The sequence below is a fragment of the Demequina sediminicola genome (genome assembly GCF_000975055.1).
Taxonomy (GTDB): Bacteria; Actinomycetota; Actinomycetes; order Actinomycetales; family Demequinaceae; genus Demequina; species Demequina sediminicola.
In genome coordinates this window covers 138,291-161,697 of record NZ_BBRB01000005.1, presented here as the reverse complement: position 1 = coordinate 161,697, position 23,407 = coordinate 138,291, and the positions used below count along the sequence as shown (strand labels likewise).

Sequence of the window (23,407 nt, the reverse complement as noted above, 5' to 3'; positions counted from 1 at the left end):
AGGAAACGTGATGTCGCGTAAAGCAAAGATTGTCTGCACCATTGGCCCAGCCACGGCCCCCATCGAGCGCATGCGGGAGCTGGTGAACGCAGGCATGGACGTTGCCCGCATCAACCGCTCGCATGGCAGCACCGAAGAGCACCTGGCTGTCTACAACAACGTGCGCCAGGCGGCTGAGGAGTCTGGCCGCAATGTTGCCGTGTTGGTCGACCTTCAGGGTCCCAAGATTCGTCTTGAGAAGTTCGCTGATGGCCCTCACGAGTTGGCGATTGATGACGTCTTCACCATCACGACCCGTGACATTGAAGGCACTAAGGACATCTGCGGCACCACGTTCAAGGGTTTGCCCGCAGACTGCTCGCCCGGTGACATTCTGCTGATTGACGATGGCAAGGTACGTCTCGAAGTCACCGAGGTTTCCGACACCGACGTTGTCACGAAGGTGGTTGTTCCCGGTGCCGTGTCGAACAACAAGGGCATCAACCTTCCTGGCGTTGCAGTGTCGGTTCCGGCGCTGTCGGAAAAGGACCAGGACGACCTGCGTTGGGGCCTCAACGTAGGCGCTGATTTCATCGCGCTTTCGTTTGTCCGTTCCGGCGCCGACTATGACGATGTCGCTCGCATCATGGCTGAGGAAGGCATCACTGTTCCTGTCATCGCCAAGGTCGAGAAGCCTCAGGCTGTAGACAACTTGGAAGAGATTGTTGACGCGTTCGACGGAATCATGGTTGCTCGCGGTGACTTGGGCGTGGAGCTGCCTCTCGAAGAGGTCCCGCTGGTGCAGAAGCGTGCCATTGAACTTTGCCGTGCCAACGCTAAGCCTGTGATTGTCGCAACGCAGGTGCTTGAGTCGATGACCTACGCTCCAGTGCCAACCCGCGCCGAGACCTCCGACGTGGCGAACGCCGTGCTCGACGGTACCGATGCAGTGATGCTGTCGGGTGAGACGTCCGTGGGTGAGTTCCCCATCGTGACCGTGCAGACCATGGCACGCATTGCCAAGAACACTGAGGAGAAGGGCTACAGCCGCATTGCGCCCTTCCTGACTACCCCGAAGACTCGTGGCGGTGCCGTCACGCACGCTGCCGCGGAGATCGCGGATGCCCTGGACATCAAGTACATCGTGACGTTCACGCAGTCCGGTGACTCTGCGGTGCGCATGGCTCGCTTGCGTCCAAGCGTCCCGATGCTTGCTTTCACACCAGACCCCAAGACGCAGAAGCGCCTCGCACTGAGTTGGGGTGTCAGCGCTGAGCTTGTTGACCGTGTGGAAAGCACCGATGAGATGGTGAACTTGGTCGACAGCTACCTCAAGCGTGAGGGTAAGGCTGTTGATGGTGATTACGTGGTTGTGGTCTCGGGTACTCCGGTGGGAATCCCCGGAACTACGAACTCGATCTTCGTCCACAAGGTTGGACAGGTGCGCGACTAAGTCGCCTGCCTACGACAGAGGCCCCCACACCGTGAGGTGTGGGGGCCTCTGTCGTGCGTGATACCGCCCACAAAACGTGCGGCAGGGCACAAGTGTGCAGAAGTGCGCAGAATGGTGCTTAACGGCCACTAGGCAGCGTCAAGGACGGGGAATACAGCGCCCTGGCTACTTGGTGTCGGCTAGAGCGGTCCAGTCGCGCGGAGCCTGCGAAGGCAATGTCCTCTTGTAGGTACCCCGAAACAGGGGAGAGGAGATCAAGAAGTCAGCAGTGGCGACATTCGACGCCATAGGGATGTTCCAGACACAACCGAGGCGCAACAGCGCCTTGACGTCAGGATCATGAGGCTGGGCCTCGAGAGGGTCCCAGAAGAACACCAAGAGGTCGATCCCGCCCTCGGCGATACGTGCACCGATTTGCTGGTCTCCACCGATAGGGCCGGACAGGAACCTTGTGACCGGGAGATCAAGTGCTTCTTCCAGCATTGTCCCCGTCGTACCCGTGGCGTACAGGTGGTGGCGAGACAGTGACCCTTGATTGAACTTTGCCCACTTGAGCAGCTCGGCCTTCTTGTTGTCATGAGCAACGAGCGCGACGTGCTTTGCACTAGGGATCGACTGTGCTGCGAAATCAACGTCAGATGGGTGTGGCGCGGACTCTGAGTGTCTCATGAGAAGGGCCCCTTCATTGGTGAACCTGTGTGGAGTGGCGGCACATTTCTGTGCCGCCACTCCAGGCGACGTGCCCCGAGTGGGATTCGAACCCACACTGGTACGGGTTTGAGCCGTATGCCTCTGCCAGTTGGGCTATCGGGGCCTTCGGAGACTAGGCTAGCGCCTGTGACGAACTCGCATGACACATCAGAGCCCATTGAAGCCGTCGAGGCATCTCCTGCAACGAAGAAGCGCCGTGCCATTGTGGCAGAAGATGAGGCGCTTATTCGAATGGACATCGTAGAAACTCTCCGTGAGGGTGGCTACGACGTCGTTGGTGAAGGAGCCAACGGCGAAGAGGGCGTAGCCCTTGCCCGAGAACACAAGCCAGATGTAGTGGTGATGGACATCAAGATGCCGGTGATGGATGGCATCACCGCAGCTGAACACATCGCCTCGGAGCGACTCGCGCCCGTCGTGCTATTGACAGCCTTCTCTCAGACTGAACTGGTCGAGCGCGCGCGCGACGCTGGCGCGATGGCGTACGTGGTTAAGCCCTTCACTCCGGCAGACCTGTTGCCGGCGGTCGAGATCGCGGCATCGCGCTTCACCGAGATCCGCGCGCTTGAGTCAGAGATCGCTGACATCAATGAGCGTATGGACACTCGCAAGAAGGTCGAGCGTGCCAAGGGTCTCCTCATGGAGAAGATGAAGCTCAACGAGCCGGAGTCATTCCGCTGGATTCAGAAGACGTCGATGGATCGTCGCCTCACCATGAAGGAAGTAGCAGAGGCAGTTATCGACCAGATGTCAGGCAAATAGCAGCGATCAGCGTGCAGTAGTTTTCCCCGCGTATCGACGTCGGATAGGTCACAGAATCGTGATAACCAAGTGACCTACACGACACACAACTTCGATAGCGTGAACATATCGCACCCAAGGATGGTCCTTGGGGCGGTGGGCCAACGAAGGCATTCTCTTCGTTGGTGTGGAGGGAACACACAATGGCACGATGGAACACCATCGCACGCGGAGGCGCAGTTATCGCCGCCGCTTCGCTCGCCCTTGCCGCCTGCTCGACAGACGGCGACACCGATGACTCGTCATCCGGTGGCTCAGAAGGCGGCTCTACAGATGCGCTGAAGATCGGAACAGTTCTTCCCCTGACCGGCTCACTTTCCTTCCTCGGCCCGCCCGAGGTAGCTGGTGTCGATCTCGCAATTCAGGAGATCAACGACGCTGGCGGTGTGCTGGGCAACCCCGTCGAGGTCGAGCATGGAGACTCGTCGGACACTCAGCAGGCCAACATTGCGCCCCAGACCGCGTCAACTCTGATTGCTGACGGAGTCTCGGCGATCATTGGTGCAGCTTCTTCGGCTGTCACGCTGAACTTCATTGACGACGTTGTGGCGTCGGACGTGGTGCAGGTTTCGCCTGCAAACACGGCGACTGCGCTCTCGGGCTACTCAGAGTTCTTCTTCCGGACGGCACCGCCGGACTCGGTTCAGGGAAACGCCTTGGCCAACCTGATCTTGGATGACGGTCACGAGAATGTCGGAATCTTGGTCTTCAACGAGGACTACGGCACCGGCCTACGTGACGTCATTCAGCCCACCATCGAAGAGGCCGGCGGTACGATTACCTACGGTGTCTCCGGTGAAGAGTTTGACCCCGCAGTGACCAACTTCACTGCTGAGGTCGAGGCTGTCATGGCAACGGATCCCGACGCAGTCGTGCTGATCGCGTTCGACCAGACCAAGCAGATCATTCCTGAACTCATCGGTGCGGGTCTCGACCCCTCGTCGCTGTACCTGACGGACGGTAACACCGCTGACTACTCGGAGTCCTTCGACCCCGGCACCCTCGAGGGTGCCAAGGGCACGATTCCTGGTGCGGATGCCGCTGATGACTTCAAGGAGCGCTTGAACAGTGTTGCTGACAGCGAGCTCGACTCGTTCGCCTACGGTCCGGAGTCCTATGACGCCACGATCCTGATTGCTCTGGCAGCGGTCCACGCTGGTGGCACTGATGGCCCGTCGATTCAGTCCTCGATGGCCGCGGTCTCTGGCGCTGACGGCGGTACCGAGTGCACTGGCTTCGAAGAGTGTGCAACGCTCCTCGAGGACGGTGAAGAGATCAACTACCAGCCCGTGTCTGGCGTTGGACCCTTCAATGAGAACAATGATCCCTCCGCCGCATACGTTGGTGTCTACGTCTACGACGAGAACAACGTGCAGCACTGGGACTCCGAAGTGTTCGGTGAGGTTCCCACCTCCTAAGCACCTCTGAATTCACCAAAGAGGCCCCCGGCTCATGCCGGGGGCCTCTTTGTGTCTCTCACGCCAGCATCGGCTCGTACTCGCCGTAGTGAATGCTGGGTGGTGCCTTCCAAAAGAGAAACCACGTAGAGCTGCTCAGGACATGGCAGATGTTGATTCCCGGGTATCCACGGGGAGCGTTGAAGCACGAGGCTGGCGGGTACCGCTAAGCACGCCCCCGAGCACTACGAACCAAAGGTGGCGTTGACACGCCGCGCGGGAGAGGCGCGATGCAGCGCTGCGCCGCGTGTCGCTTCCTCAACTGGTTCGTAGTGTGGGTTGCGGTGGTGCAGAGCAGAGCAGAGCAGAGCAGAGCAGAGCAGAGTGGCGCGCGCCGCGCGCCGCGCGCCGCGCGCCGCGCGCCGCGCGCCGGGTGCCGTGTGCGGAGTGAGGGGTGTTATCTCGCGATGGACGTCTGGGCATGCGAAAAGGGCCCCCGCCAAGTGTGGCGGAGGCCCCTTCGTCGAGGTTAGGAGTGCGTCATGCTCCTAGGGTTCCTAGGTACAACTCGATAACCTTGGGGTCCTTGAGCAGTTCCTGTCCAGTCGCCGTGTAGGCAGTCGTGCCCTGATCCAGGACGTAACCGCGGTCACAGATTTGCAGGCAACGCCGCGCGTTCTGCTCGACCATGATCACGGTGACACCCGTCTTGTTGATGTCGCGTGTGCGGACAAATGTCTCATCCTGCCGGTCAGGGGAGAGCCCCGCTGATGGCTCGTCAAGCAACAGCACCTGAGGATCCATCATCAGCGCACGAGCCATGGCCACCATCTGGCGTTCTCCACCAGAGAGAGACCCCGCACGTTGGTCTTTGCGTTCCACCAGTTTGGGGAAGAGCTCACCAATCCGCTCGTACTGCTCCTTGAATGACTTGGGACGCTGATACGTTCCCATTTCAAGGTTCTCTTTGACCGTCAGTGACGGGAACACGTTGTTGGACTGAGGGACAAAGCCGATGCCCCGCTTGACCAGTTCGTCGGCACGCAGATTCGTGATGTCGTCCTCACCCAACGTGACCGAACCTGAGCGAATGGGCACCAAGCCAAACAGCGATTTCAGGAAGGTTGATTTTCCCGCACCATTAGGCCCGATGATGCCGATGAGTTCACCCTCGCGGACCTCCATCGAGCACCCATTCAGGATGTCGATACCGGGCAGATACCCGGCATAGAGGTCATCAGCGTTGACGATGACTGGAGTTTCCACGGATGCTTCGCTCATGACGCGTCCTCCGAAAGGTCGGTGTCGTGGTGAGCACCAAGGTACGCATCTTGTACCGCGGTGTTGGACATCACCGTGTTGGGTGGGCCTTCGGCAATGATGGAGCCTTCAGCCATCACGACTACCCAATCGGAGATCCGCCGGACCATATGCATGTCGTGTTCGACGAACAGGATGGTCTTGCCTTCATCTCGCAATTCCACGATGTGGTCGAGGAGAGACTCTGTCAGCGCAGGGTTGACACCGGCCATCGGCTCGTCGAGCATGATCATTTCTGGATCGGACATGAGTGCACGGGCCATTTCGAGCAACTTGCGCTGCCCACCGGAGAGGGACCCCGCATAGTCGTCACGCTTCTCGTACAGCTTGAACCTTTTGAGAAGCGACTCAGCCTTCTTGGTGATCTCCTGCTCGCGGCTCCGCCACAGGCCAGGAACGAGCGCGTTGAAGAAATTCTCTCCGCGTTGTTCCGCCGCGCCGAGCCGCATGTTCTCAATCACTGTCATGCGGTTGAGTGCCTTGGTGAGCTGAAAGGTCCTCACCTTGCCTGCCCGAGCGATCTTGGCTGGGGAGGTTCCCACAAGTGAGTGCCCGTTGAACTGCCATTCGCCAGTCTGCGGCTTGTCGAAGCCGGTGAGGAGATTGAAGAATGTCGATTTGCCCGCTCCGTTGGGGCCAATCAATGCAGTGATGGCGTGGCGCTGGACTTCGAAGTGCTCGACATCGACCGCGGTGAGGCCACCAAAGTGCCGGTGGACGTGATCAGCGATCACGATCGGGTCGGGCTTCTTTGCGCCAGGCTCGTGCGCGACGTCTGCGAATACGTCAGTCATTGAAAGCCAACTCCCTCTTGTTTCCGAGGATTCCTTGTGGTCGGAAGATCACCAGGCACATCAATGCGATTCCTACGAGAACGAGCGAGAAAGGCTCGATCTCGACGGGGGAGAGCACGGATGAGGGGATGAATGCTGAGGCAAGCCCCTTGATGATGACGAGCGACATCCAGAAAATCATCGAGCCCAGAATTGGACCGAAGACTGTGGCTGCGCCTCCTAGGAGCAGGATCGTCCAGAGCCAGAATGTCGTGGGACGTCCCATCGAGTCTGGCTGAACGGACGCTCCTAGGGCCCATATGACGCCTCCTAGGGCACCAATGACGCCACCCAAGACCAGTGCTTGCATCTTGTAGGAGTACACGTTCTTTCCGAGTGACCGGACGGCGTCCTCGTCTTCACGAATTCCCTTGAGGACACGTCCCCATGGGCTACGTGCGAGTTGCCAGAACAGGAGTGCGAAGAGCGCTACGAAGACCCACGCGACGATCATGAGCCACCAACTTGACGACTTGGTGCCGTGGTTGGTCCAGAAGAGGATCGTAATGTTCTCGTCTGGGAGTGGGCTGAGTTCTTCGAAGGTGAACTTGAAGTCGTTTCCGCGAATACCTGTTGACCCTCCGGTAAGCCCTTGAAGGGTGTTGGAGCGTCCGAGGTAGCGCACGAGTTCGGCGGCCGAAATGGTCGCGATGGCCAGGTAGTCGCCACGCAACTTCAATGTTGGCCATCCCAGCAGGAGACCAAAGATGGTCGCCGCAATGATGGCGATAATGAGCGCCATCCAGATGGGTGCACCGTGCTGTGTCGAGATTCCGTAGCCGTACATGCCGAGGAGCATGAAGCCGGCGTGGCCCATGTTCAGTAGTCCGGTGAGTCCGAAGTGGAAATTGAGGCCGATAGCTGCAAGCGCGAATGCCGCGGTTGCTGGGGCCATCATTGTGCCGAGAGCGTCAAGAACGATGTCCATGATCTAGCCCACCCTTTCCGCTCGTCCAAGGATTCCTTGTGGTCTCACCAGCAGCACGAGAATCAGGATGCCGAGTGCGACGGCGTATTTGAGGTCGGTTCCGAGCCAGAGTGTCGACATTTCGACTGCGACTCCAATGACCAGGGAACCCACCAGTGCACCGAATGCCTGGCCCAGACCTCCGAGGGTCACTGCGGCGAACATCAGCAAGAGGAGTCGCGCCCCTACGTCGAATGCTGCGGCGTTGTCGTAGAGCGCGAGAAGGATTCCGCCAACAGCTGCGAGGCCTGTGGCCATGATCCACACGAGGCGCACGACCTTCTCGACACGGATGCCGGAGGCCGATGCCAGTGCGGGGTTGTCTGAGACCGCACGGGTCGCACGTCCGGTACGGGTGCGCAGCAGGAAGTAGGCGACCGCCGCAAGGCAGATGATGGCGATAGCGACGGACCACAGGGTCGTTTGGCCGATGGTGAAGACACCCATATCGATACGCGTATCGATCGATGTAGAGATTCGGCGGCGTTCTGCTCCGAACCACCATTGGATGAAGTTCAGCATCGCCAGGGAGAGGCCGATGGAGACAATCATCTGTTGCACAATCGATACCTTGCGGCGACGCAATGGTGACCAAAGGAACTTGTCCTGGAGCCAACCCGTGCCTGCGGCGAGGGCAATTGCGGCGAGCGCAGAAGGTATCAGTGGCCACCCGATGGTGAACTCGACGGGTACGAATGGAAGTGACACCGGCTGTTGCGTCGCGAAGAAGAACGTCAGCATTGCGCCGAGGGAGACTTGTTCTCCGTGAGCAAAGTTACTGAGCCCTGTCGTGCCGTAGATGAGTGAAAGACCTACTGACGCGAGTGCGAGGAGTAGTCCAAAAACGATGCCGTTGATGAACTGCTGCACGTAGCGGTTGGTCCCGATTTCCTCATCAGGTTCCACTGCTGTTTGGGTGATGGTGTCGACCTGCGGTGCCGTAGCCACTGTCTCACTTGACACTGCTGACGCGTGAGCGACGGCAGTGTCTACTGTGCTGGCGACTGCGGGGGAACCCCACGCGCCAAACGCAATTGAGGCAGCAGCTGCGACAACGAGGACGATCAACGCGCGCATCAGAACGCGTCGGTCGATGATGTTCGTCAAAGCCCCTCCCAGGGTGTTTTGTCTTGTCGCACAACCTAAGGCACGGATGTTTCCGTCATGTAGCACGCCGGGGTCGAATAGCGCACGTGAGCCGCGCCGATGCGACTGTGTGCCCGTGGTCGTCCTCTACGGTCACCTGGTAAGTGGCCGTCGTGCGCCCCAAATGGAGCGGCTGTGCGGTTCCACGCACCGAACCCTCAGCAACGGATCGATGGTGCGTGATGTTGAGGTCCACGCCAACGGCGATGGACTCAGGTCCTGCATGGTGCATCGCGCCGATTGACGCGAGTGTTTCGGCGAGGGCCGCAGTCGCCCCGCCGTGAAGCAAACCGTAGGGCTGTGTGTTCCCTCCGACGGGCATGGTTCCTGTCACACGCTGCGCGGAGGCTTCGTCGATGAAGATTCCCAGCAGGTCCATCAAAGTGGGCGCGCCACTGGACGGTGACGTGGCCGCGTCGTTGTCGGTCATAAGAGATAGGTTGTCACAGTGAGCGACAACAGCAGACCAACACTCTTACTGATCGACGGATTGTCGATGGCGTTTCGTGCCTTTTTTGGCCTTCCTGTAGAAAACTTCGCGACTTCGACGGGCGTCCCCACTAACGCTGTCTATGGATTCACCACCATGTTGGCGACCTTGATGAAGGAAAATCAGCCGACGCACGTGGCAGTCGCGTTTGATCTCCCGGGTGGAACGTTCCGAACTGAGGAACTTCCGTCCTACAAGGGAACGCGCGATGAGACGCCTCCGGATTTTGAACCACAAGTACCGCTGATTCGCGAAATGCTTGGAGCATTGCGGATCCAAGCGGTCGACAAGGAACGCTACGAAGCGGATGACTTGCTGGCCACTTATGCACGGCTCGGGCGCGAAGCCGGCATGCGCGTGCTGGTCGTTTCGGGCGACCGTGACACGATTCAACTCGTGACAGAGGACGTCACGTTGCTCTACCCGCGCAAGGGCGTGTCGGACCTGGTGCGCTACACGCCGGAAGCTGTGGTCGAGAAGTACGCCGTGCCTCCCCACCAGTACCCGGAGCTTGCTGCACTCGTGGGAGAGACGAGCGACAACTTGCCCGGGGTCCCTGGAGTGGGCCCCAAGACTGCCGCCAAGTGGATTGGCAACTATGGCGATTTGGACCAGATTCTGGAACAGGCAGATCAGATACCTGGCAAGGCCGGCCAGAGCTTGCGGGATCACATCGACAACGTGCGCACGAACCGGCGTCTCAACCACTTGCTCACCGATCTCGACGTTGAGGTGCCGCTCACTGAACTTGAGTACCAGGGCGCTGACGCTGCTGCGATCCATGAGGTGTGCGACGCCTTGCAGTTCCGCACTTTGCGTGATCGTTTGCTGCCCCTCGTGCAGGACGGTGATGGTGAGTCAGCGGTAGGTCCAACCGAAGTTGAGGTCGCTGTCACGGTGGAACGCGCGGTTGCCGAGATCGTAAGTTTGACCGGGCACGTGGCGGTGCACGTTGACGGTCAGACGGGTGAAGATGCCGATGCTTGGGCCCTTGGTGTAGCACGTGATGGTCAAGCCTGGGGTGTGGACTTCCGCGACCTGAGTGCGGACGAGGAGGCGCTGCTGCGCGCGTGGCTTGAGGACGCCGATGTCACTAAGACGGCTCATGCGTCTAAGGACGCATGGCATGCGCTTAAAGCGCGGGGCATCGATCTCGCGGGTGTGGTGGGAGATACCCAGATCGCAGCGTTCTTGGTGCATGCCGATCAGCGCAGTTTCGATCTTGACTCGGTCCTCCAACGCTATTTGGGTGTCTCCGCCGTTGCCGGCGATGCTGGGGGAGAACTCGACTTAGGCCTCGGGACTTCAGCCGCTCAACGCGTCGGTGAGACCGCGGCAAAGGTGTCCTCTCTGGACGCGTTCCTGATGAGCGAGGTAGCCGAACGCGGAATGGCCGAGGTCTACCGTGAGCTTGAGGTTCCCCTCGTGATGGTTCTGGCGCGGATGGAGCACGCGGGACTTGCCGTGGACCTCGAGCAGATGAGCGAGCTCGCTGAAGCTGCCCGTTCTCGTGCTGACGCGGCAGCGGCACAGGCTTACGAAGCGGTCGGCGGGGAGACTGTCAATCTGGGTTCCCCGAAACAACTCCAGCATGTGCTGTTCGACGTACTGGAAATGCCGAAGACCAAGAAGATCAAAACGGGCTACTCGACGGATGCCGCATCGCTTGCGGACTTGCAGACCAAGAACCCACATCCGTTCCTTGAAGCACTCCTGGTGTACAGGGATGCCACCAAACTCGCTCAGATCATTGAGACGCTCATGCAGGCCGTGCGTTCCGACGGACGCATCCATACGACCTTCAGTCAGGTCGTGGCGTCCACGGGTCGCTTGAGCTCGCGTGACCCTAATCTGCAGAACATTCCGATCCGCACGGAGGAGGGGCATCGGATTCGCTCGGCCTTCGTGGTGGGCAAGGACTACGACACGCTGTTGACTGCTGACTATTCACAGATCGAGATGCGGATCATGGCTCACCTCAGCGGTGACGAAGGCTTGATCGAGGCGTTCCGCAATGGTGAGGACCTGCATCGGTTCGTCGGAGCACGTGTGTTCGGGGTCGAGCCAGAGGACGTCACGCCTGAGATGCGTTCCAAGGTGAAAGCGATGAGCTACGGGCTTGCGTATGGTCTGTCCGCATTCGGTCTCGCACGGCAACTGGCGGTGCCGGTCGGAGAGGCTCAGCGGCTCATGGATGACTACTTTGATCGCTTCGGAGGCGTCCGCGATTACCTGAAAGAGGTCGTGGTTCAGGCGCGTGAGGTGGGCTATACCGAGACCATCATGGGGCGCCGGAGGTACTTCCCAGACCTGACATCGACAAACAAGCAGCGGCGCGACATTGCTGAGCGAGCAGCGCTGAACGCACCGATTCAGGGCAGTGCCGCGGACCTTATCAAGAAGGCCATGCTCGGCGTCGATCAGGAGATTCGGGACCAAAGTCTGCGGTCCAAGCAGGTACTTCAGGTCCATGATGAACTTGTCGTAGAGGTCGCCCACGGTGAGCGTGAGCAGATCGAGCGGATTCTACGAGACCAGATGCACGGAGCGGGCGCATTGTCAGTCCCTCTCGACGTGAACGTCGGCGAGGGAACGGACTGGCGTTCCGCCGGACACTAGGGTGATCACATGCGTATTGGAATTTTGACAGGTGGCGGAGACTGCCCCGGACTGAACGCGGCGATCCGCGCCGTAGTGAAGCGCGGCGCGGCCGAACATGGCTGCTCAATCGTTGGCTTTCGCAACGGTTGGCAGGGCGTGATTGATGGTGACGCGGTTCCGCTGACGCGGGATGACGTGAGTGGGATTCTCGTCCATGGTGGAACGATGCTGGGTACAGCTCGCTGCCACCCACACAAGGTCGAGGGTGGCATGGAAGCCGTGAAGGATACCTTCGACCATGAGAAGTTGGATGGCTTCATCTGCATCGGTGGCGACGGAACCCTCAAGGCGGCTGGCAAGGTCTCCAAGGCTCTCAACGTTCCGGTGATCGGTATTCCCAAGACCATCGACAACGATGTAGTCGGAACCGATGCGGCGATTGGCTTCGACACGGCAGTGACCGTTGCGACGGAAGCGATCGACCGCCTGCACTCCACCGCGGAGTCTCACAACCGTGTGATGGTGGTTGAACTGATGGGCCGTCACAGTGGTTGGATCGCAGTGACCGCAGGTGTGGCCGGCGGCGCAGACATCATTTTGGCACCGGAGGAGCCCTTCGACATCAACAAGATTGCCAAGCGCATCAAGCACCGTCACCGCTACAAGAATTTCTCGATCGTTGCCGTCGCTGAAGGCGCGGTCCCTGCGGAGGGCTCCGATTGGGATGGAGAATCGACGATCAATGCGCGCGGTAACCCCATTGCCGGGTCTATCGGTGCTCAAGTCACGCACGCAATCGAAGATGCCACCGGTTTCGCGACTCGCCTGACCGTCCTTGGCTACACCCAGCGGGGTGGAGTTCCGACGGCAGCAGACCGCTTGCTCGGCACCCGGATGGGTGTCGCTGCCATTGACGCCATGGTGGCAGGGGAGACCGACAAGTTCACCGCACTCCAGGGAGAGCACATCGTTTTGGAACCTTTCTCCACGATGTCAGGCAAGACCAAGTGGGTACCTGAAGAGATGCTCGAAGCCGCTCGGGGCCTGTAACCGACGTCAGCTCCTACAGAAGGCGCTTGGCGATCCAACGTACTGTCGGATCGCCAAGCGCCTTTCTGTGGGCTGCACCTCGTGATGCGAGACTCTTTGCCGTAGCGCCTCGCCTCACGCAGGCACTCAGCTAGGCCAGCAACTCCACTAGCCCTGCAACGCAGCTAGTGCAGCAACGTCGGGGGTGCGGGAGGAAGCCGAGGTTCAAGTGCCGGATCCTCCGGGTGTGAAACGTGAGGGTGAGGTGTCCAGCCGCGAACGCTTGCTGGAATACTTCCATCGCTCGGCGGCTCCTCAGTAACGACGTCTTCACCGAGAAACACCTTGCGCACCACCAGCTCTGCTGCGTTGCCGCGTTCATAGGTGCAGAAGCGCCGGCGGAAGCTGTCACGCTGCTCGGCATAGTGAGGGGCGAGGTAAGAGCCCGTCCGGACTGCATCGAGGAGCGCCGCCGCATAGAACGTCACCTCGCCTGGGGCGTCGACCGTAATGTCGAAGTAGGTACCCCGCTCGAAGCGATACCGATCCCAGTCGAAGCAGAACAACAGCATCGGCTTGTCGACCAACGCGTAGTCGAACATCGCTGAGGAGTAGTCGGTGATCAAGGCATCGGAGGCGAGGTAGAGATCCTCGACTTCCCATCCTCGAGAGACGTCGATGACCGTGTCGGGAACCATGTTTCGCGAGGTCTTGTCATGGTAGTAGTGGTCGCGGATCAACAGCCGTGTCTTGGCCGGCAAACGTTCGGCAAATGCCGTCACGTCGAAGTCTGCTTCCTTCGCCCCTCTGCGTACCCGCCACGTAGGCATGTACAGCAGTGCGTTCTCATCGTCGTGCAGCCCCAGGCGTGCGCGGGCGGCCGCCCGCTGCTCATCGGTCGCGTTGACAAGGCGATCGTTGCGCGGAGACCCCGTCGGCAACTGTGCACATCCGTTGTTGTAAGCACGCCGCCACACCTCAGTGAGGAACGGGCTTGTGGTGAGGCTGTAGGTCCAGCGCTGCGCGCGGCGGTGCATCGTAACGATCGTGCTGTCGCTAGGCCGCTTGCCCGAATAGTGCCGGTCCGCCCCCATGTACTTCAACGCGGTGCCATGGTGTGTCTCAACATAGATTTGACCATCGCGTTGCGGCACACTCCAGTGAGGGTTCGCATCGTCGACAAAATACTTGGCCGTCGCGATAAGGCGCAGGTACGCGATCGTACGGGGCGTCACGTACTCAATCTCCGGCGGCAGGTCTGCGAGGTCTTGCTTGCGAACAATCCATACGGCCCGCATATGCGGAGCCAGTTCCTGTTGCTTGCGGTAAATCGCGAGGGGATTTCCGCGAGGCGATCGGTGCCACACGCAGGTATACACAATGGTGTCCTCCTGCAGTGGCTGCTTGAGGAATTGCGGCCCAAGAATGCGATCTTGCGCGGCGCGGACCAGCCGGGCTGTCTTCGCTTTGGTCCGACGTAAGGACTTCACAATGGGGTTCACGTATCCCAAGTGTAGGCGGGCGACGTTCCGACGGGAGTCCCGTAGCCTATATGCATGACCCGAGTTTTGACTTTTGGTACCTTTGACGTCTTTCACGTGGGGCACGTCAACGTGCTGCTACGAGCGGCGAACCTCGGGGATCACCTCACGGTTGGTGTCTCTTCTGACGAGCTGAACATGTCGAAGAAGGGGCGCTACCCGGTTTACCGCGAGGAGCATCGGCTCGCGATCGTCAAGAATCTCGCATGCGTTGATGACGTATTTGTCGAGGAGTCGCTGGAGTTGAAGGGCGAGTACATCAAGAAGTTTCGGGCCGATGTGTTGGTCATGGGAGACGACTGGGCCGGAAAGTTTGATCACTACAGCGACCAATGCGAGGTTGTCTACCTCCCGAGGACTCCCGAGGTCTCCACCACGGACATCATTCAGAGCATCAAAGAACGTCTCGACTAATCCAGCGCGTCACGTTGTGCATAGTCGGTGGTAGGGGTTAGAATGATCGTTGGTCACGTGCGCCTAGGCGTATAGGGCCAGAACGAAATTTTCCATTCATACATCCACTGTCCATCGGAGTCACTCCTTAATGTCCGTATCCACCCCCGAGTCCACCCCTATCGCTGTCAACGACATCGGCTCCGCTGAGGATTTCCTCGCAGCCGTCGACGCGACTATCAAGAACTTTGACGACGGCGACCTCGTTGAGGGCACCATCGTCAAGGTCGACCGTGACGAGGTTCTCCTCGACATCGGCTACAAGACCGAAGGCGTTATCCCTTCGCGCGAGTTGTCGATCCGTCACGACGCGAACCCCGATGAGGTCGTAGAAGTTGGCGACACCATCGAGGCCCTCGTTCTCCAGAAGGAGGACAAGGAAGGCCGTCTGATCCTGTCCAAGAAGCGCGCACAGTACGAACGCGCATGGGGCTCGATCGAGAAGATCAAGGAAGAAGACGGTGTTGTCACCGGTTCCGTGATCGAGGTCGTCAAGGGTGGTCTGATCGTGGACATCGGCCTGCGTGGGTTCCTGCCCGCGTCGCTGGTGGAGATGCGCCGTGTGCGCGATCTCGCGCCCTACATCGGTCAGCAGATCGAGGCCAAGATCATCGAACTCGATAAGAACCGCAACAACGTTGTTCTGTCGCGTCGTGCATTCCTTGAGCAGACTCAGTCGGAGGTCCGTTCGACCTTCCTCACCGCACTCCAGCCTGGACAGGTCCGCAAGGGCACCGTCTCGTCGATCGTCAACTTCGGTGCCTTCGTGGACCTGGGTGGCGTCGACGGTCTGGTTCACGTTTCCGAGCTTTCCTGGAAGCACATCGACCACCCCAACGAGGTTGTGTCAGTGGGTCAGGAAGTCGAGGTCGAGGTTCTCGACATCGACATGGACCGCGAGCGTGTGTCGCTGTCGCTCAAGGCCACTCAGGAAGACCCATGGGCCGTCTACGCACGTACCCACGCGATCGGTCAGATTGTTCCTGGAAAGGTCACCAAGCTCGTACCGTTCGGTGCGTTCGTGCGCGTCTACGACGGCATCGAAGGTCTGGTGCACATTTCCGAGCTGGCCGTGCGTCACGTCGAGCTGCCCGAGCAGGTCGTGTCGGCTGATGAAGAGGTCTTCGTCAAGATCATCGACATCGACCTCGAGCGTCGCCGCATCTCGCTGTCGATCAAGCAGGCCAACGAGGGTGTCGACCCCGCAGGTGAGGACTTCGATCCCGCGCTGTACGGCATGACTGCTGAGTACGACGAGCAGGGCAACTACAAGTACCCCGAGGGCTTCGACCCCGAGACCCAGGAATGGCGCGATGGCTTTGACGAGCAGCGCGAAGCTTGGGAAGCCGACTACGCCAAGGCGCACGAGCGCTGGGAAGCCCACAAGAGCTTCGTTGCAAAGCAGGAGGAGCAGGCTGCTGAGGCCGAGACCACCGAGGCAGCTGCACCGCGTCGTCGCGCTGGCAAGGGCGAGGGCGCCTCATACTCGTCCGCTCAGGAAGAGTCCGCCGACGCCGGCACGCTGGCATCGGACGAGCGTCTCGCTGCTCTGCGCGAGAAGCTGACGGGCAACTAGTTCGCAGGATATAGCGCCTCGCGAGGCGTGATGGAGGAGCCCCGGCCACATGGCCGGGGCTCCTTTTTTATGGGCCGTTTGCTCTCGTGCTTCCTGTAGTGGAACACTCACCTCATGTTGCGTATCGGGTTAACTGGAGGCATCGCTGCGGGCAAGTCGACAGCTTCGGCGCGATTTCGCGAACTTGGAGCCCTGGTAGTCGACCATGATCAACTCGCGCGGGACGCTGTCGCGCCGGGCTCCGCGGCGCTGGTCGATATCGTGAGCGTGTTCGGCGATCGTATGGTCGTCGACGGTGAACTCGACCGCGGTGCTTTGGGCGCCCTCGTCTTTGAGGATGAGGCGGCGCGGCAGAAACTCAATGGGATTGTGCATCCCTACGTCTTTGCGATGGGTCAGGCTGCGGACAAGCGCGCTCGCGCGGCCGGTGAGCGTGTGGTGGTCCATGACATTCCGCTCCTGGTTGAGAGCGATCAGGGAGGGGACTTTTCGTTGGTGGTGACCATCGCTGCCCCCGTCGAGACTCGGGTAGAGCGTCTCGTGAAGGGACGTGGATTGTCGTGGGACGATGCGCATGCGCGGATCGCCTCGCAGGCGTCCGACCAGGAGCGCGCTGCAGTCGCAGATGTGGTGTTGGACGGCTCGGGTGACCCAGCGGAATTGAGTAGCCAGATCGACCAGTTTTGGGCTACGCATGTGCCTGAGGCCTGACGCAGTGTCTGACCCTGCGCGTACCGTAGGAACATGACGTTCGATATCCGCCGGTCCGATGCCCCCTTCAAGGTCATTTCAGAGTTCCAGCCTTCGGGGGATCAGCCCCGTGCTATCGACCAACTCGCACAGCGCATCGAATCTGGTGAGCAGGATGTCGTTCTTCTGGGCGCGACCGGAACTGGTAAGTCAGCAACGACTGCGTGGCTTATCGAGCGGTTGCAACGCCCCACGTTGGTGATGGCGCACAACAAGACTCTCGCGGCCCAACTGGCTACCGAGTTTCGGGAACTCTTGCCCGAGAACGCTGTCGAGTACTTTGTGAGTTACTACGACTACTACCAACCAGAGGCATATGTGCCCCAGACCGACACCTTCATCGAGAAGGACTCCTCGGTCAACGAAGAAGTGGAGCGACTTCGTTACAGCGCCACCAACTCGTTGCTCACTCGTCGTGACACCGTGGTGGTTTCTTCTGTGTCGTGCATCTATGGTCTGGGAACTCCTGAGGAGTACATCCAGGGGATGGTGGCTTTGCAGACTGGTGATGTCGTCGACCGGGATGCTCTCTTGCGAGAGTTCGTTCAGATGCAGTACGCGCGCAATGACTTGGCGTTCACGCGTGGCACGTTCCGGGTACGAGGCGACACCGTTGAGATCATCCCTGTGTACGAGGAACTCGCGATTCGCATTGAGTTCTTCGGCGACGAGATTGATGCTCTCTACACGCTCCACCCGCTGACGGGGCAAGTCGTGGAGCGGCGTAATGATGTCCACATCTTCCCGGCTTCGCATTATGTGGCGAGCAAGGATCGTATGGCTACTGCCGTTCGCACCATCGAGGAAGAGCTAGCTGGCCGGCTCGAGGAACTCGAGAAGCAGAACAAGCTCTTGGAAGCTCAACGACTCAAGATGCGTACGACGTTCGATCTAGAGATGATGCAGTCCGTCGGTATTTGCTCTGGCATTGAAAACTATTCGCGTCACATCGAACAGCGTGCCGAGGGCACACCGCCGCACACGCTGATCGACTATTTCCCCGATGATTTTCTGCTCGTGATTGACGAGTCCCACGTGACTGTGCCACAGATCGGCGCCATGTTCGAGGGCGACCGATCGCGCAAGCGGACGTTGGTCGAACACGGCTTCCGGTTGCCGTCAGCTCTCGACAACAGGCCACTGACATGGGGCGAGTTCTTGAATCGCACGGGGCAAACCGTCTACCTCTCGGCTACCCCCGGCAAGTACGAATTGGACGCAGCCGATGGCGTGGTCGAACAGATCATTCGCCCGACGGGTCTGGTCGACCCCAGAATCATCGTCAAGCCAACGGAGGGGCAGATTGACGATCTGCTTGAGGAGATCCGCGTGCGGGTCGATCGCGATGAACGAACACTCGTCACCACGCTGACAAAAAAGATGGCTGAGGACCTCACCGAGTTTCTTTCGGATCGGGGCATTTTGGTTGAGTACCTTCACTCTGATGTCGACACATTGCGCCGGGTAGAACTGTTGCGGGAGTTGCGACTTGGGCGCTTTGATGTGCTCGTGGGAATCAACCTGCTGAGAGAAGGCCTTGACCTGCCTGAAGTTTCACTGGTGAGTATTCTCGACGCTGACAAGGAGGGGTTCTTGCGCTCCGGCACATCGCTGATCCAGACCATCGGGCGTGCTGCACGAAACGTCTCGGGTGAGGTTCACATGTATGCCGACCGAGTGACTGACTCGATGGAGTCAGCTATCGAGGAGACGAACCGTCGCCGTGAGCGTCAGGTCGCTTACAACGTGGAGAACGGGATTGACCCGACGCCGTTGCGTAAACGCATTGGTGACATTACAGACATGCTGGCAAGGGAAGAGGCCGACACTGCAGCAACGCTCGCGGAGGCCTCAGAGGTCACTAAGAAGGCCGGCAGGGATGCTGCCGCGGGTCAGCGACCGTCGGAGGAACTGACGCAACTCATCGAGGATCTGAGCGCACAGATGCGTCAGGCCGCGAGCGAGCTGCAGTTCGAACTTGCGGCGCGATTAAGGGATGAAATTGGCGAGTTGAAGAAGGAACTGCGTCAGATGCTCGGAGCTACAGGGGAGCGCACTTAGACTAGCGCCGTGACTGATCCTTCCGTGTGGGCCGTAACCATAGCGCTCATCATCGTCCTTTTCATTTTCGACTTCGCCGTCGTCATCCGACGGCCTCACGAGCCGAGTTTCAAGGAATCGGTGGGCTGGTCGCTCTTCTACATCGGCCTCGCTGTGGTCTTTGGCCTCTTCCTGCACTGGTGGCACCCGGATTTCCCAACTGCCGAGTACTTCGCTGGCTACATCACGGAGAAGTCCCTGTCAGTGGACAACCTGTTCGTGTTTTTGGTCATCATGACCAGGTTCGCGGTGCCACCGAAGTACCGCTCGCGCGTGCTTCTGGTCGGTATCGCCATCGCACTCATCTTGCGCACTGTGTTTATCGCAGCAGGAGCTGCAGCGCTGGACGCGTTCTCTGCGTTGTTTTACGTCTTCGGCGCATTCCTGATCTACACCGCGTGGGGTCTAGCGAAGGAAGAGCCGGAGGACGTGGCCACGGCTGAATACCAGGAGGGCCGGATGGTCCGCTTGGTGCGCAAGTTGTACCCCGTGACTGACGGCTATCGCGAGGGAAAAATCTTCGTCAAGGAGAACGGTAAGCGCCTCGTCACGCCGATGCTGCTCGTGATGGTCGCGATTGGTTCGACCGATATCTTGTTCGCTCTTGACTCGATTCCGGCAATTTTTGGGCTCACCCAAGATCCGTTCATCGTCTTTACGGCGAACGCCTTCGCGCTCCTTGGCCTACGGCAGCTCTACTTCCTTGTGCAGGGGCTATTGCAACGACTCGTGTACCTGCACTACGGGCTCGCTGCGATCTTGGCCTTCATCGGAGTGAAGTTGGTGCTGCACGCCCTCCACGAGAACAACCTGCCGTTCATCAACGGCGGGGAAGGACTGCACGTCGTGGAGATCTCAACGACGACGTCGCTCGTCGTGATTTGCGCGATTCTTGTCATTGCCACCGTCGCCAGCCTCTGGTCGACTCGCAAGGGCAACGCCAGTGCCATGGCACAGCGGCTCGAGGACGATGAAGGCGCTGCTCTAGAAGACCCTGCCCAGGGCGACGCCCGGGACGAACGTTAGTCCTTCTCTGCCCACACCGCAGGCCACTCGCGGATGCGGCGGTCACTGATGAGGCCAGCGAGCGCGTAGGGGTCCTGGTCCAAGAGAGCCTCGATGTCGGCACGAGTCTCGGTCGTGCCGACGAGGAGCGCCCCGGCTGGGCCTTCATCGGTATAGCGGCCGAACGCGGCCAGGCTCCCCTCGGCGGCAAGCTTTGTCAGGTACGCCCGGTGAGTTGGTCGTAGCTCGTCCCGCTCCGATGCGCGGTTGTCATAGGTGTATTCGATCATCCAGGTAGTCATGCCGTCATTCTTCCAGGGGACGGGTGCGGGCGGACAATCGTGGCGTTCGATGCACACCAGCGCGAGTCGAACACGCGTTCGATTAAAACATTGCGTAGCATTGCGGTGTGGATGACAAACTTCTGGTGCGCGGAGCACGCGAACACAATCTCAAGGGTGTCGATCTGGAGCTTCCCCGCGATTCACTCATCGTGTTCTCGGGGCTGAGCGGCTCTGGAAAGTCGTCGCTCGCGTTTGACACGATCTTTGCCGAGGGACAGCGTCGCTACGTGGAGTCGCTCAGCGCGTATGCACGGCAGTTTCTGGGGCAAATGGATAAGCCCGACGTCGATTTCATCGAGGGGCTATCGCCTGCAGTTTCGATCGACCAGAAGTCGACGAATAGAAACCCACGGTCGACCGTCGGCACGATCACGGAGGTCTACGACTATCTGAGGCTCCTTTACGCACGCGTGGGCACACCGCATTGCCCGGTGTGTGGTGAGCTCGTTCAAGCACAGACTCCCCAGCAGATTGTGGATTCGGCTCTTGGCCTAACCGAGGGAACCCGCTACCAAGTCCTCGCGCCCGTGGTGCGGGGCCGCAAGGGCGAGCATGTAGATCTCTTCGAGGACCTGCAGCAGCAGGGATTCGCGCGCGCCAGAGTGAACGGTGAAGTGGTGCAGCTGACTGAGCCGCCGGCACTCGACAAGAAGGTGAAGCACACCATCGAGGTGGTGGTCGATCGACTCGTCGCACGCGACGGCGTGCGGCAGCGCCTGACCGATTCTGTGGAGACTGCTCTGCGTTTGGCTGACGGGCTCGTGGTCATCGAACCCGTCGATGAGGACATCCCCGCCCGGCGCTATAGCGAGAACCGTGCTTGCCCCAACGATCACGTGTTGACGTTGGAAGAGGTCGAACCTCGCACGTTTTCCTTCAACGCCCCTTACGGCGCGTGTGCGGAATGCACCGGCATCGGCGTGCGCCTCGAGGTCGATGCGGCGCTCGTGATCCCTGATGAGCAACTGAGCCTCAATCAAGGTGCGATCCATCCCTGGAGCAACACTTCCTCCGAGTACTACGGACGTATGTTGAAGTCGCTTGCTCGGGACCTCGAGTTTTCCATGGACACCCCCTGGGCCGAGCTGCCGGAGTCGGTGCGCGAGGCGCTTTTGGTGGGTAAGGACTATGAGGTCCATGTGTCATTCCGGAACCGTTTTGGCCGTGAGCGCCAGTACACCACCGGGTTCGAAGGGGTGTTGTCGTGGATCGAGAGGCTCCACGGCCAGACCGAATCTGAGTGGTCGCGTGAGCGCTATGAGGCCTACATGCGCGAAGTACCTTGCCATAAGTGCCGCGGGACGCGCCTCAAGCCCGAGGTGCTAGCGATCACTATTGGTGACAAGTCGATCGCTGAAGTGTGTGAACTGTCGATCGCCGATGCTCGGGCCTTCTTCACGACGACCGAGCTTGACGAACGTGGTCGGCAGATCGCCGCACAGGTTCTCAAGGAGATCGATGCTCGTTTGGGGTTCCTTCTTGATGTTGGCCTCGATTATCTGACTCTTGCGCGGGCCGCGGGAACGCTTTCTGGTGGAGAAGCTCAGCGGATTCGCCTCGCGACTCAAATCGGCAGTGGCCTGGTGGGCGTTCTCTATGTATTGGACGAGCCCAGCATCGGCCTTCACCAGCGTGACAACCGACGTCTGATTGACACCTTGACGAGACTACGCAACCTTGGCAACACCCTGATTGTGGTGGAGCACGATGAAGATACGATCCGCGCTGCGGACTGGGTCGTTGACATTGGTCCGGGCGCCGGTGAACACGGGGGAGAGGTCGTTCACTCAGGATCAGTTGAGGGACTGCTCGAGAATGAAGCGTCTCTCACTGGCGCCTATGTCTCTGGACGCCGCAGTATCGGGGTGCCCGAGGCGCGACGTCCGTACGAGGACGGGAAGTCCATTACCGTCGTGGGCGCTCACGAGAACAACCTGCAGAACATCGACGTCACTTTCCCACTGGGTGTGCTCACTGCAGTCACGGGCGTCTCAGGTTCTGGCAAGTCCACCCTCGTGAACTCCATTCTCTATACAGCTCTCGCTAATCAGTTGAACCGGGCGCGTCAAGTCCCGGGCCGTCACACCCGTATCCTCGGCGTCGATCAATTAGACAAGATCGTGCACGTTGATCAGGGGCCTATCGGCCGGACCCCACGGTCCAATCCCGCGACGTACACGGGCGTGTGGGACAAGATCCGCAAACTCTTTGCCGAGACCTCGGAGGCGAAGGTGCGCGGATATGGACCTGGCCGGTTCTCGTTTAACGTCAAGGGTGGCCGTTGCGAGTCATGTTCCGGCGATGGAACGCTCAAGATCGAAATGAACTTCCTGCCGGACGTGTACGTGCCCTGCGAGGTCTGCAAGGGCGCGAGGTATAACCGGGAGACCCTTGAAGTGCGCTTCAAGGGCAAGTCGGTGGCCGATGTATTGGACATGCCGATCACTGAGGGTGCGGAGTTTTTCGAAGCGATCCCGTCTATCTCTCGGCACTTGAAGACGCTTGTCGATGTTGGGTTGGGTTATGTGCGTTTGGGCCAGAGTGCGCCCACATTGTCAGGCGGTGAAGCACAACGGGTGAAGTTGGCGTCAGAGCTTCAGCGGCGCTCGACGGGCCGCACCATTTACGTGCTTGACGAGCCGACGACCGGCCTGCACTTTGAAGATGTTCAGAAACTGCTGACCGTCCTCCAGGGACTCGTGGACAAAGGCAACTCGGTGATCGTGATCGAGCACAACCTTGACGTCATCAAGAGCGCCGATTGGGTCATTGACATGGGACCAGAGGGTGGTGCTGGCGGCGGGGTGGTGGTCGCTGAAGGCACGCCCGAGCGTGTCGCCGAGGAGCCAGAGAGCCACACTGGGCGGTTCTTGAAAGAGATGCTCGTCGGTTCGCCCGTATTGACGTAGGT

The 23,407-nt window shown here is 59.7% G+C and carries 19 protein-coding genes and 1 tRNA gene; 11 read left to right on the top strand and 9 right to left on the bottom strand.

Annotated features, from left to right (window positions below; all coding sequences use genetic code 11):
* The first annotated feature begins 10 nt into the window (after positions 1-10).
* Positions 11-1,432 (top strand): pyruvate kinase, encoded by a 1,422-nt coding sequence (gene pyk, locus AOP79_RS10365; RefSeq protein ID WP_062073284.1) that lies wholly within the window; start codon positions 11-13, stop codon positions 1,430-1,432.
* Positions 1,433-1,597: 165 nt separating this feature from the next.
* On the opposite strand, the gene AOP79_RS10360 is transcribed toward pyk, so the two are convergent.
* Both AOP79_RS10360 and AOP79_RS10355 read right to left on the bottom strand, forming a co-directional pair.
* Positions 1,598-2,101: a methylglyoxal synthase gene (locus AOP79_RS10360; RefSeq protein WP_062073282.1), complete on the bottom strand. Its 504-nt coding sequence runs from the start codon at positions 2,099-2,101 to the stop codon at positions 1,598-1,600.
* 71 nt (positions 2,102-2,172) lie between these two features.
* Positions 2,173-2,246: transfer RNA gene (locus AOP79_RS10355), tRNA-Leu, on the bottom strand.
* Between AOP79_RS10355 and AOP79_RS10350 the strand changes: the two genes are divergently transcribed.
* Together AOP79_RS10350 and AOP79_RS10345 are read left to right on the top strand one after the other, a co-directional pair.
* Positions 2,219-2,905 (top strand): ANTAR domain-containing response regulator, encoded by a 687-nt coding sequence (locus tag AOP79_RS10350; protein WP_082093564.1) that lies wholly within the window; start codon positions 2,219-2,221, stop codon positions 2,903-2,905. The two genes, AOP79_RS10355 and AOP79_RS10350, sit on opposite strands and share 28 nt — an antisense overlap.
* A 182-nt stretch (positions 2,906-3,087) precedes the next feature.
* On the top strand, positions 3,088-4,362 hold the full coding sequence (locus AOP79_RS10345; protein WP_062073280.1) for an ABC transporter substrate-binding protein: 1,275 nt from the start codon (positions 3,088-3,090) through the stop codon (positions 4,360-4,362).
* A gap of 519 nt (positions 4,363-4,881) precedes the next feature.
* On the opposite strand, the gene AOP79_RS10340 is transcribed toward AOP79_RS10345, so the two are convergent.
* The 5 genes from AOP79_RS10340 to AOP79_RS10320 are packed head-to-tail and all read right to left on the bottom strand — an operon-like array spanning position 4,882 to position 9,037.
* Positions 4,882-5,622 carry an ABC transporter ATP-binding protein gene (locus AOP79_RS10340; RefSeq protein ID WP_062073279.1) on the bottom strand — a complete coding sequence of 247 codons (741 nt, stop codon included), beginning with the start codon at positions 5,620-5,622 and terminating at the stop codon, positions 4,882-4,884.
* On the bottom strand, positions 5,619-6,455 hold the full coding sequence (locus AOP79_RS10335) for an ABC transporter ATP-binding protein (protein ID WP_062073278.1): 837 nt from the start codon (positions 6,453-6,455) through the stop codon (positions 5,619-5,621). The genes AOP79_RS10340 and AOP79_RS10335 overlap by 4 nt, the downstream gene beginning before the upstream one ends.
* Complete coding sequence (locus tag AOP79_RS10330; protein WP_062073276.1) at positions 6,448-7,422, bottom strand: branched-chain amino acid ABC transporter permease; 975 nt, start codon at positions 7,420-7,422, stop codon at positions 6,448-6,450. The genes AOP79_RS10335 and AOP79_RS10330 overlap by 8 nt, the downstream gene beginning before the upstream one ends.
* Positions 7,423-7,425: 3 nt before the next feature.
* Positions 7,426-8,568: a branched-chain amino acid ABC transporter permease gene (locus AOP79_RS10325; protein ID WP_062073274.1), complete on the bottom strand. Its 1,143-nt coding sequence runs from the start codon at positions 8,566-8,568 to the stop codon at positions 7,426-7,428.
* Positions 8,569-8,623: 55 nt separating this feature from the next.
* Positions 8,624-9,037, bottom strand: a complete 414-nt coding sequence (locus tag AOP79_RS10320; protein ID WP_062073272.1) for a PaaI family thioesterase — start codon at positions 9,035-9,037, stop codon at positions 8,624-8,626.
* An 18-nt stretch (positions 9,038-9,055) separates the two neighbouring features.
* On the opposite strand from AOP79_RS10320, the gene polA reads away from it, so the two are divergent.
* Positions 9,056-11,716, top strand: a complete 2,661-nt coding sequence (gene polA / locus AOP79_RS10315; protein ID WP_269078450.1) for a DNA polymerase I — start codon at positions 9,056-9,058, stop codon at positions 11,714-11,716.
* 9 nt (positions 11,717-11,725) lie between these two features.
* Positions 11,726-12,748 carry a 6-phosphofructokinase gene (locus AOP79_RS10310; protein ID WP_062073269.1) on the top strand — a complete coding sequence of 341 codons (1,023 nt, stop codon included), beginning with the start codon at positions 11,726-11,728 and terminating at the stop codon, positions 12,746-12,748.
* Positions 12,749-12,912: 164 nt separating this feature from the next.
* Here AOP79_RS10310 and AOP79_RS10305 read toward each other — a convergent pair whose 3' ends face one another.
* Positions 12,913-14,229 carry a CDP-glycerol glycerophosphotransferase family protein gene (locus AOP79_RS10305; RefSeq protein ID WP_161794260.1) on the bottom strand — a complete coding sequence of 439 codons (1,317 nt, stop codon included), beginning with the start codon at positions 14,227-14,229 and terminating at the stop codon, positions 12,913-12,915.
* A gap of 54 nt (positions 14,230-14,283) precedes the next feature.
* On the opposite strand from AOP79_RS10305, the gene AOP79_RS10300 reads away from it, so the two are divergent.
* The 5 genes from AOP79_RS10300 (at position 14,284) to AOP79_RS10280 (ending at position 20,173) form a co-directional block, all read left to right on the top strand.
* On the top strand, positions 14,284-14,682 hold the full coding sequence (locus AOP79_RS10300) for an FAD synthase family protein (RefSeq protein WP_062073264.1): 399 nt from the start codon (positions 14,284-14,286) through the stop codon (positions 14,680-14,682).
* A gap of 130 nt (positions 14,683-14,812) precedes the next feature.
* Positions 14,813-16,297, top strand: a complete 1,485-nt coding sequence (gene rpsA / locus AOP79_RS10295) for a 30S ribosomal protein S1 (protein ID WP_062073262.1) — start codon at positions 14,813-14,815, stop codon at positions 16,295-16,297.
* 114 nt (positions 16,298-16,411) lie between these two features.
* Entirely contained in the window at positions 16,412-17,008 is a 597-nt protein-coding gene (coaE, locus tag AOP79_RS10290) for a dephospho-CoA kinase (RefSeq protein WP_062073260.1), read from the top strand.
* A gap of 33 nt (positions 17,009-17,041) precedes the next feature.
* Complete coding sequence (uvrB, locus tag AOP79_RS10285) at positions 17,042-19,108, top strand: excinuclease ABC subunit UvrB (RefSeq protein ID WP_062073258.1); 2,067 nt, start codon at positions 17,042-17,044, stop codon at positions 19,106-19,108.
* 9 nt (positions 19,109-19,117) lie between these two features.
* Entirely contained in the window at positions 19,118-20,173 is a 1,056-nt protein-coding gene (locus tag AOP79_RS10280; RefSeq protein WP_082093562.1) for a TerC family protein, read from the top strand.
* Here the strand turns inward: AOP79_RS10280 and AOP79_RS10275 are convergent.
* A complete protein-coding gene (locus AOP79_RS10275) occupies positions 20,170-20,454 on the bottom strand; it encodes a YciI family protein (RefSeq protein ID WP_062073256.1) in 285 nt (94 codons plus the stop codon). The genes AOP79_RS10280 and AOP79_RS10275 overlap by 4 nt on opposite strands.
* 107 nt (positions 20,455-20,561) lie before the next feature.
* On the opposite strand from AOP79_RS10275, the gene uvrA reads away from it, so the two are divergent.
* Positions 20,562-23,405, top strand: a complete 2,844-nt coding sequence (gene uvrA / locus AOP79_RS10270) for an excinuclease ABC subunit UvrA (protein ID WP_062073254.1) — start codon at positions 20,562-20,564, stop codon at positions 23,403-23,405.
* Positions 23,406-23,407 lie beyond the last annotated feature (2 nt).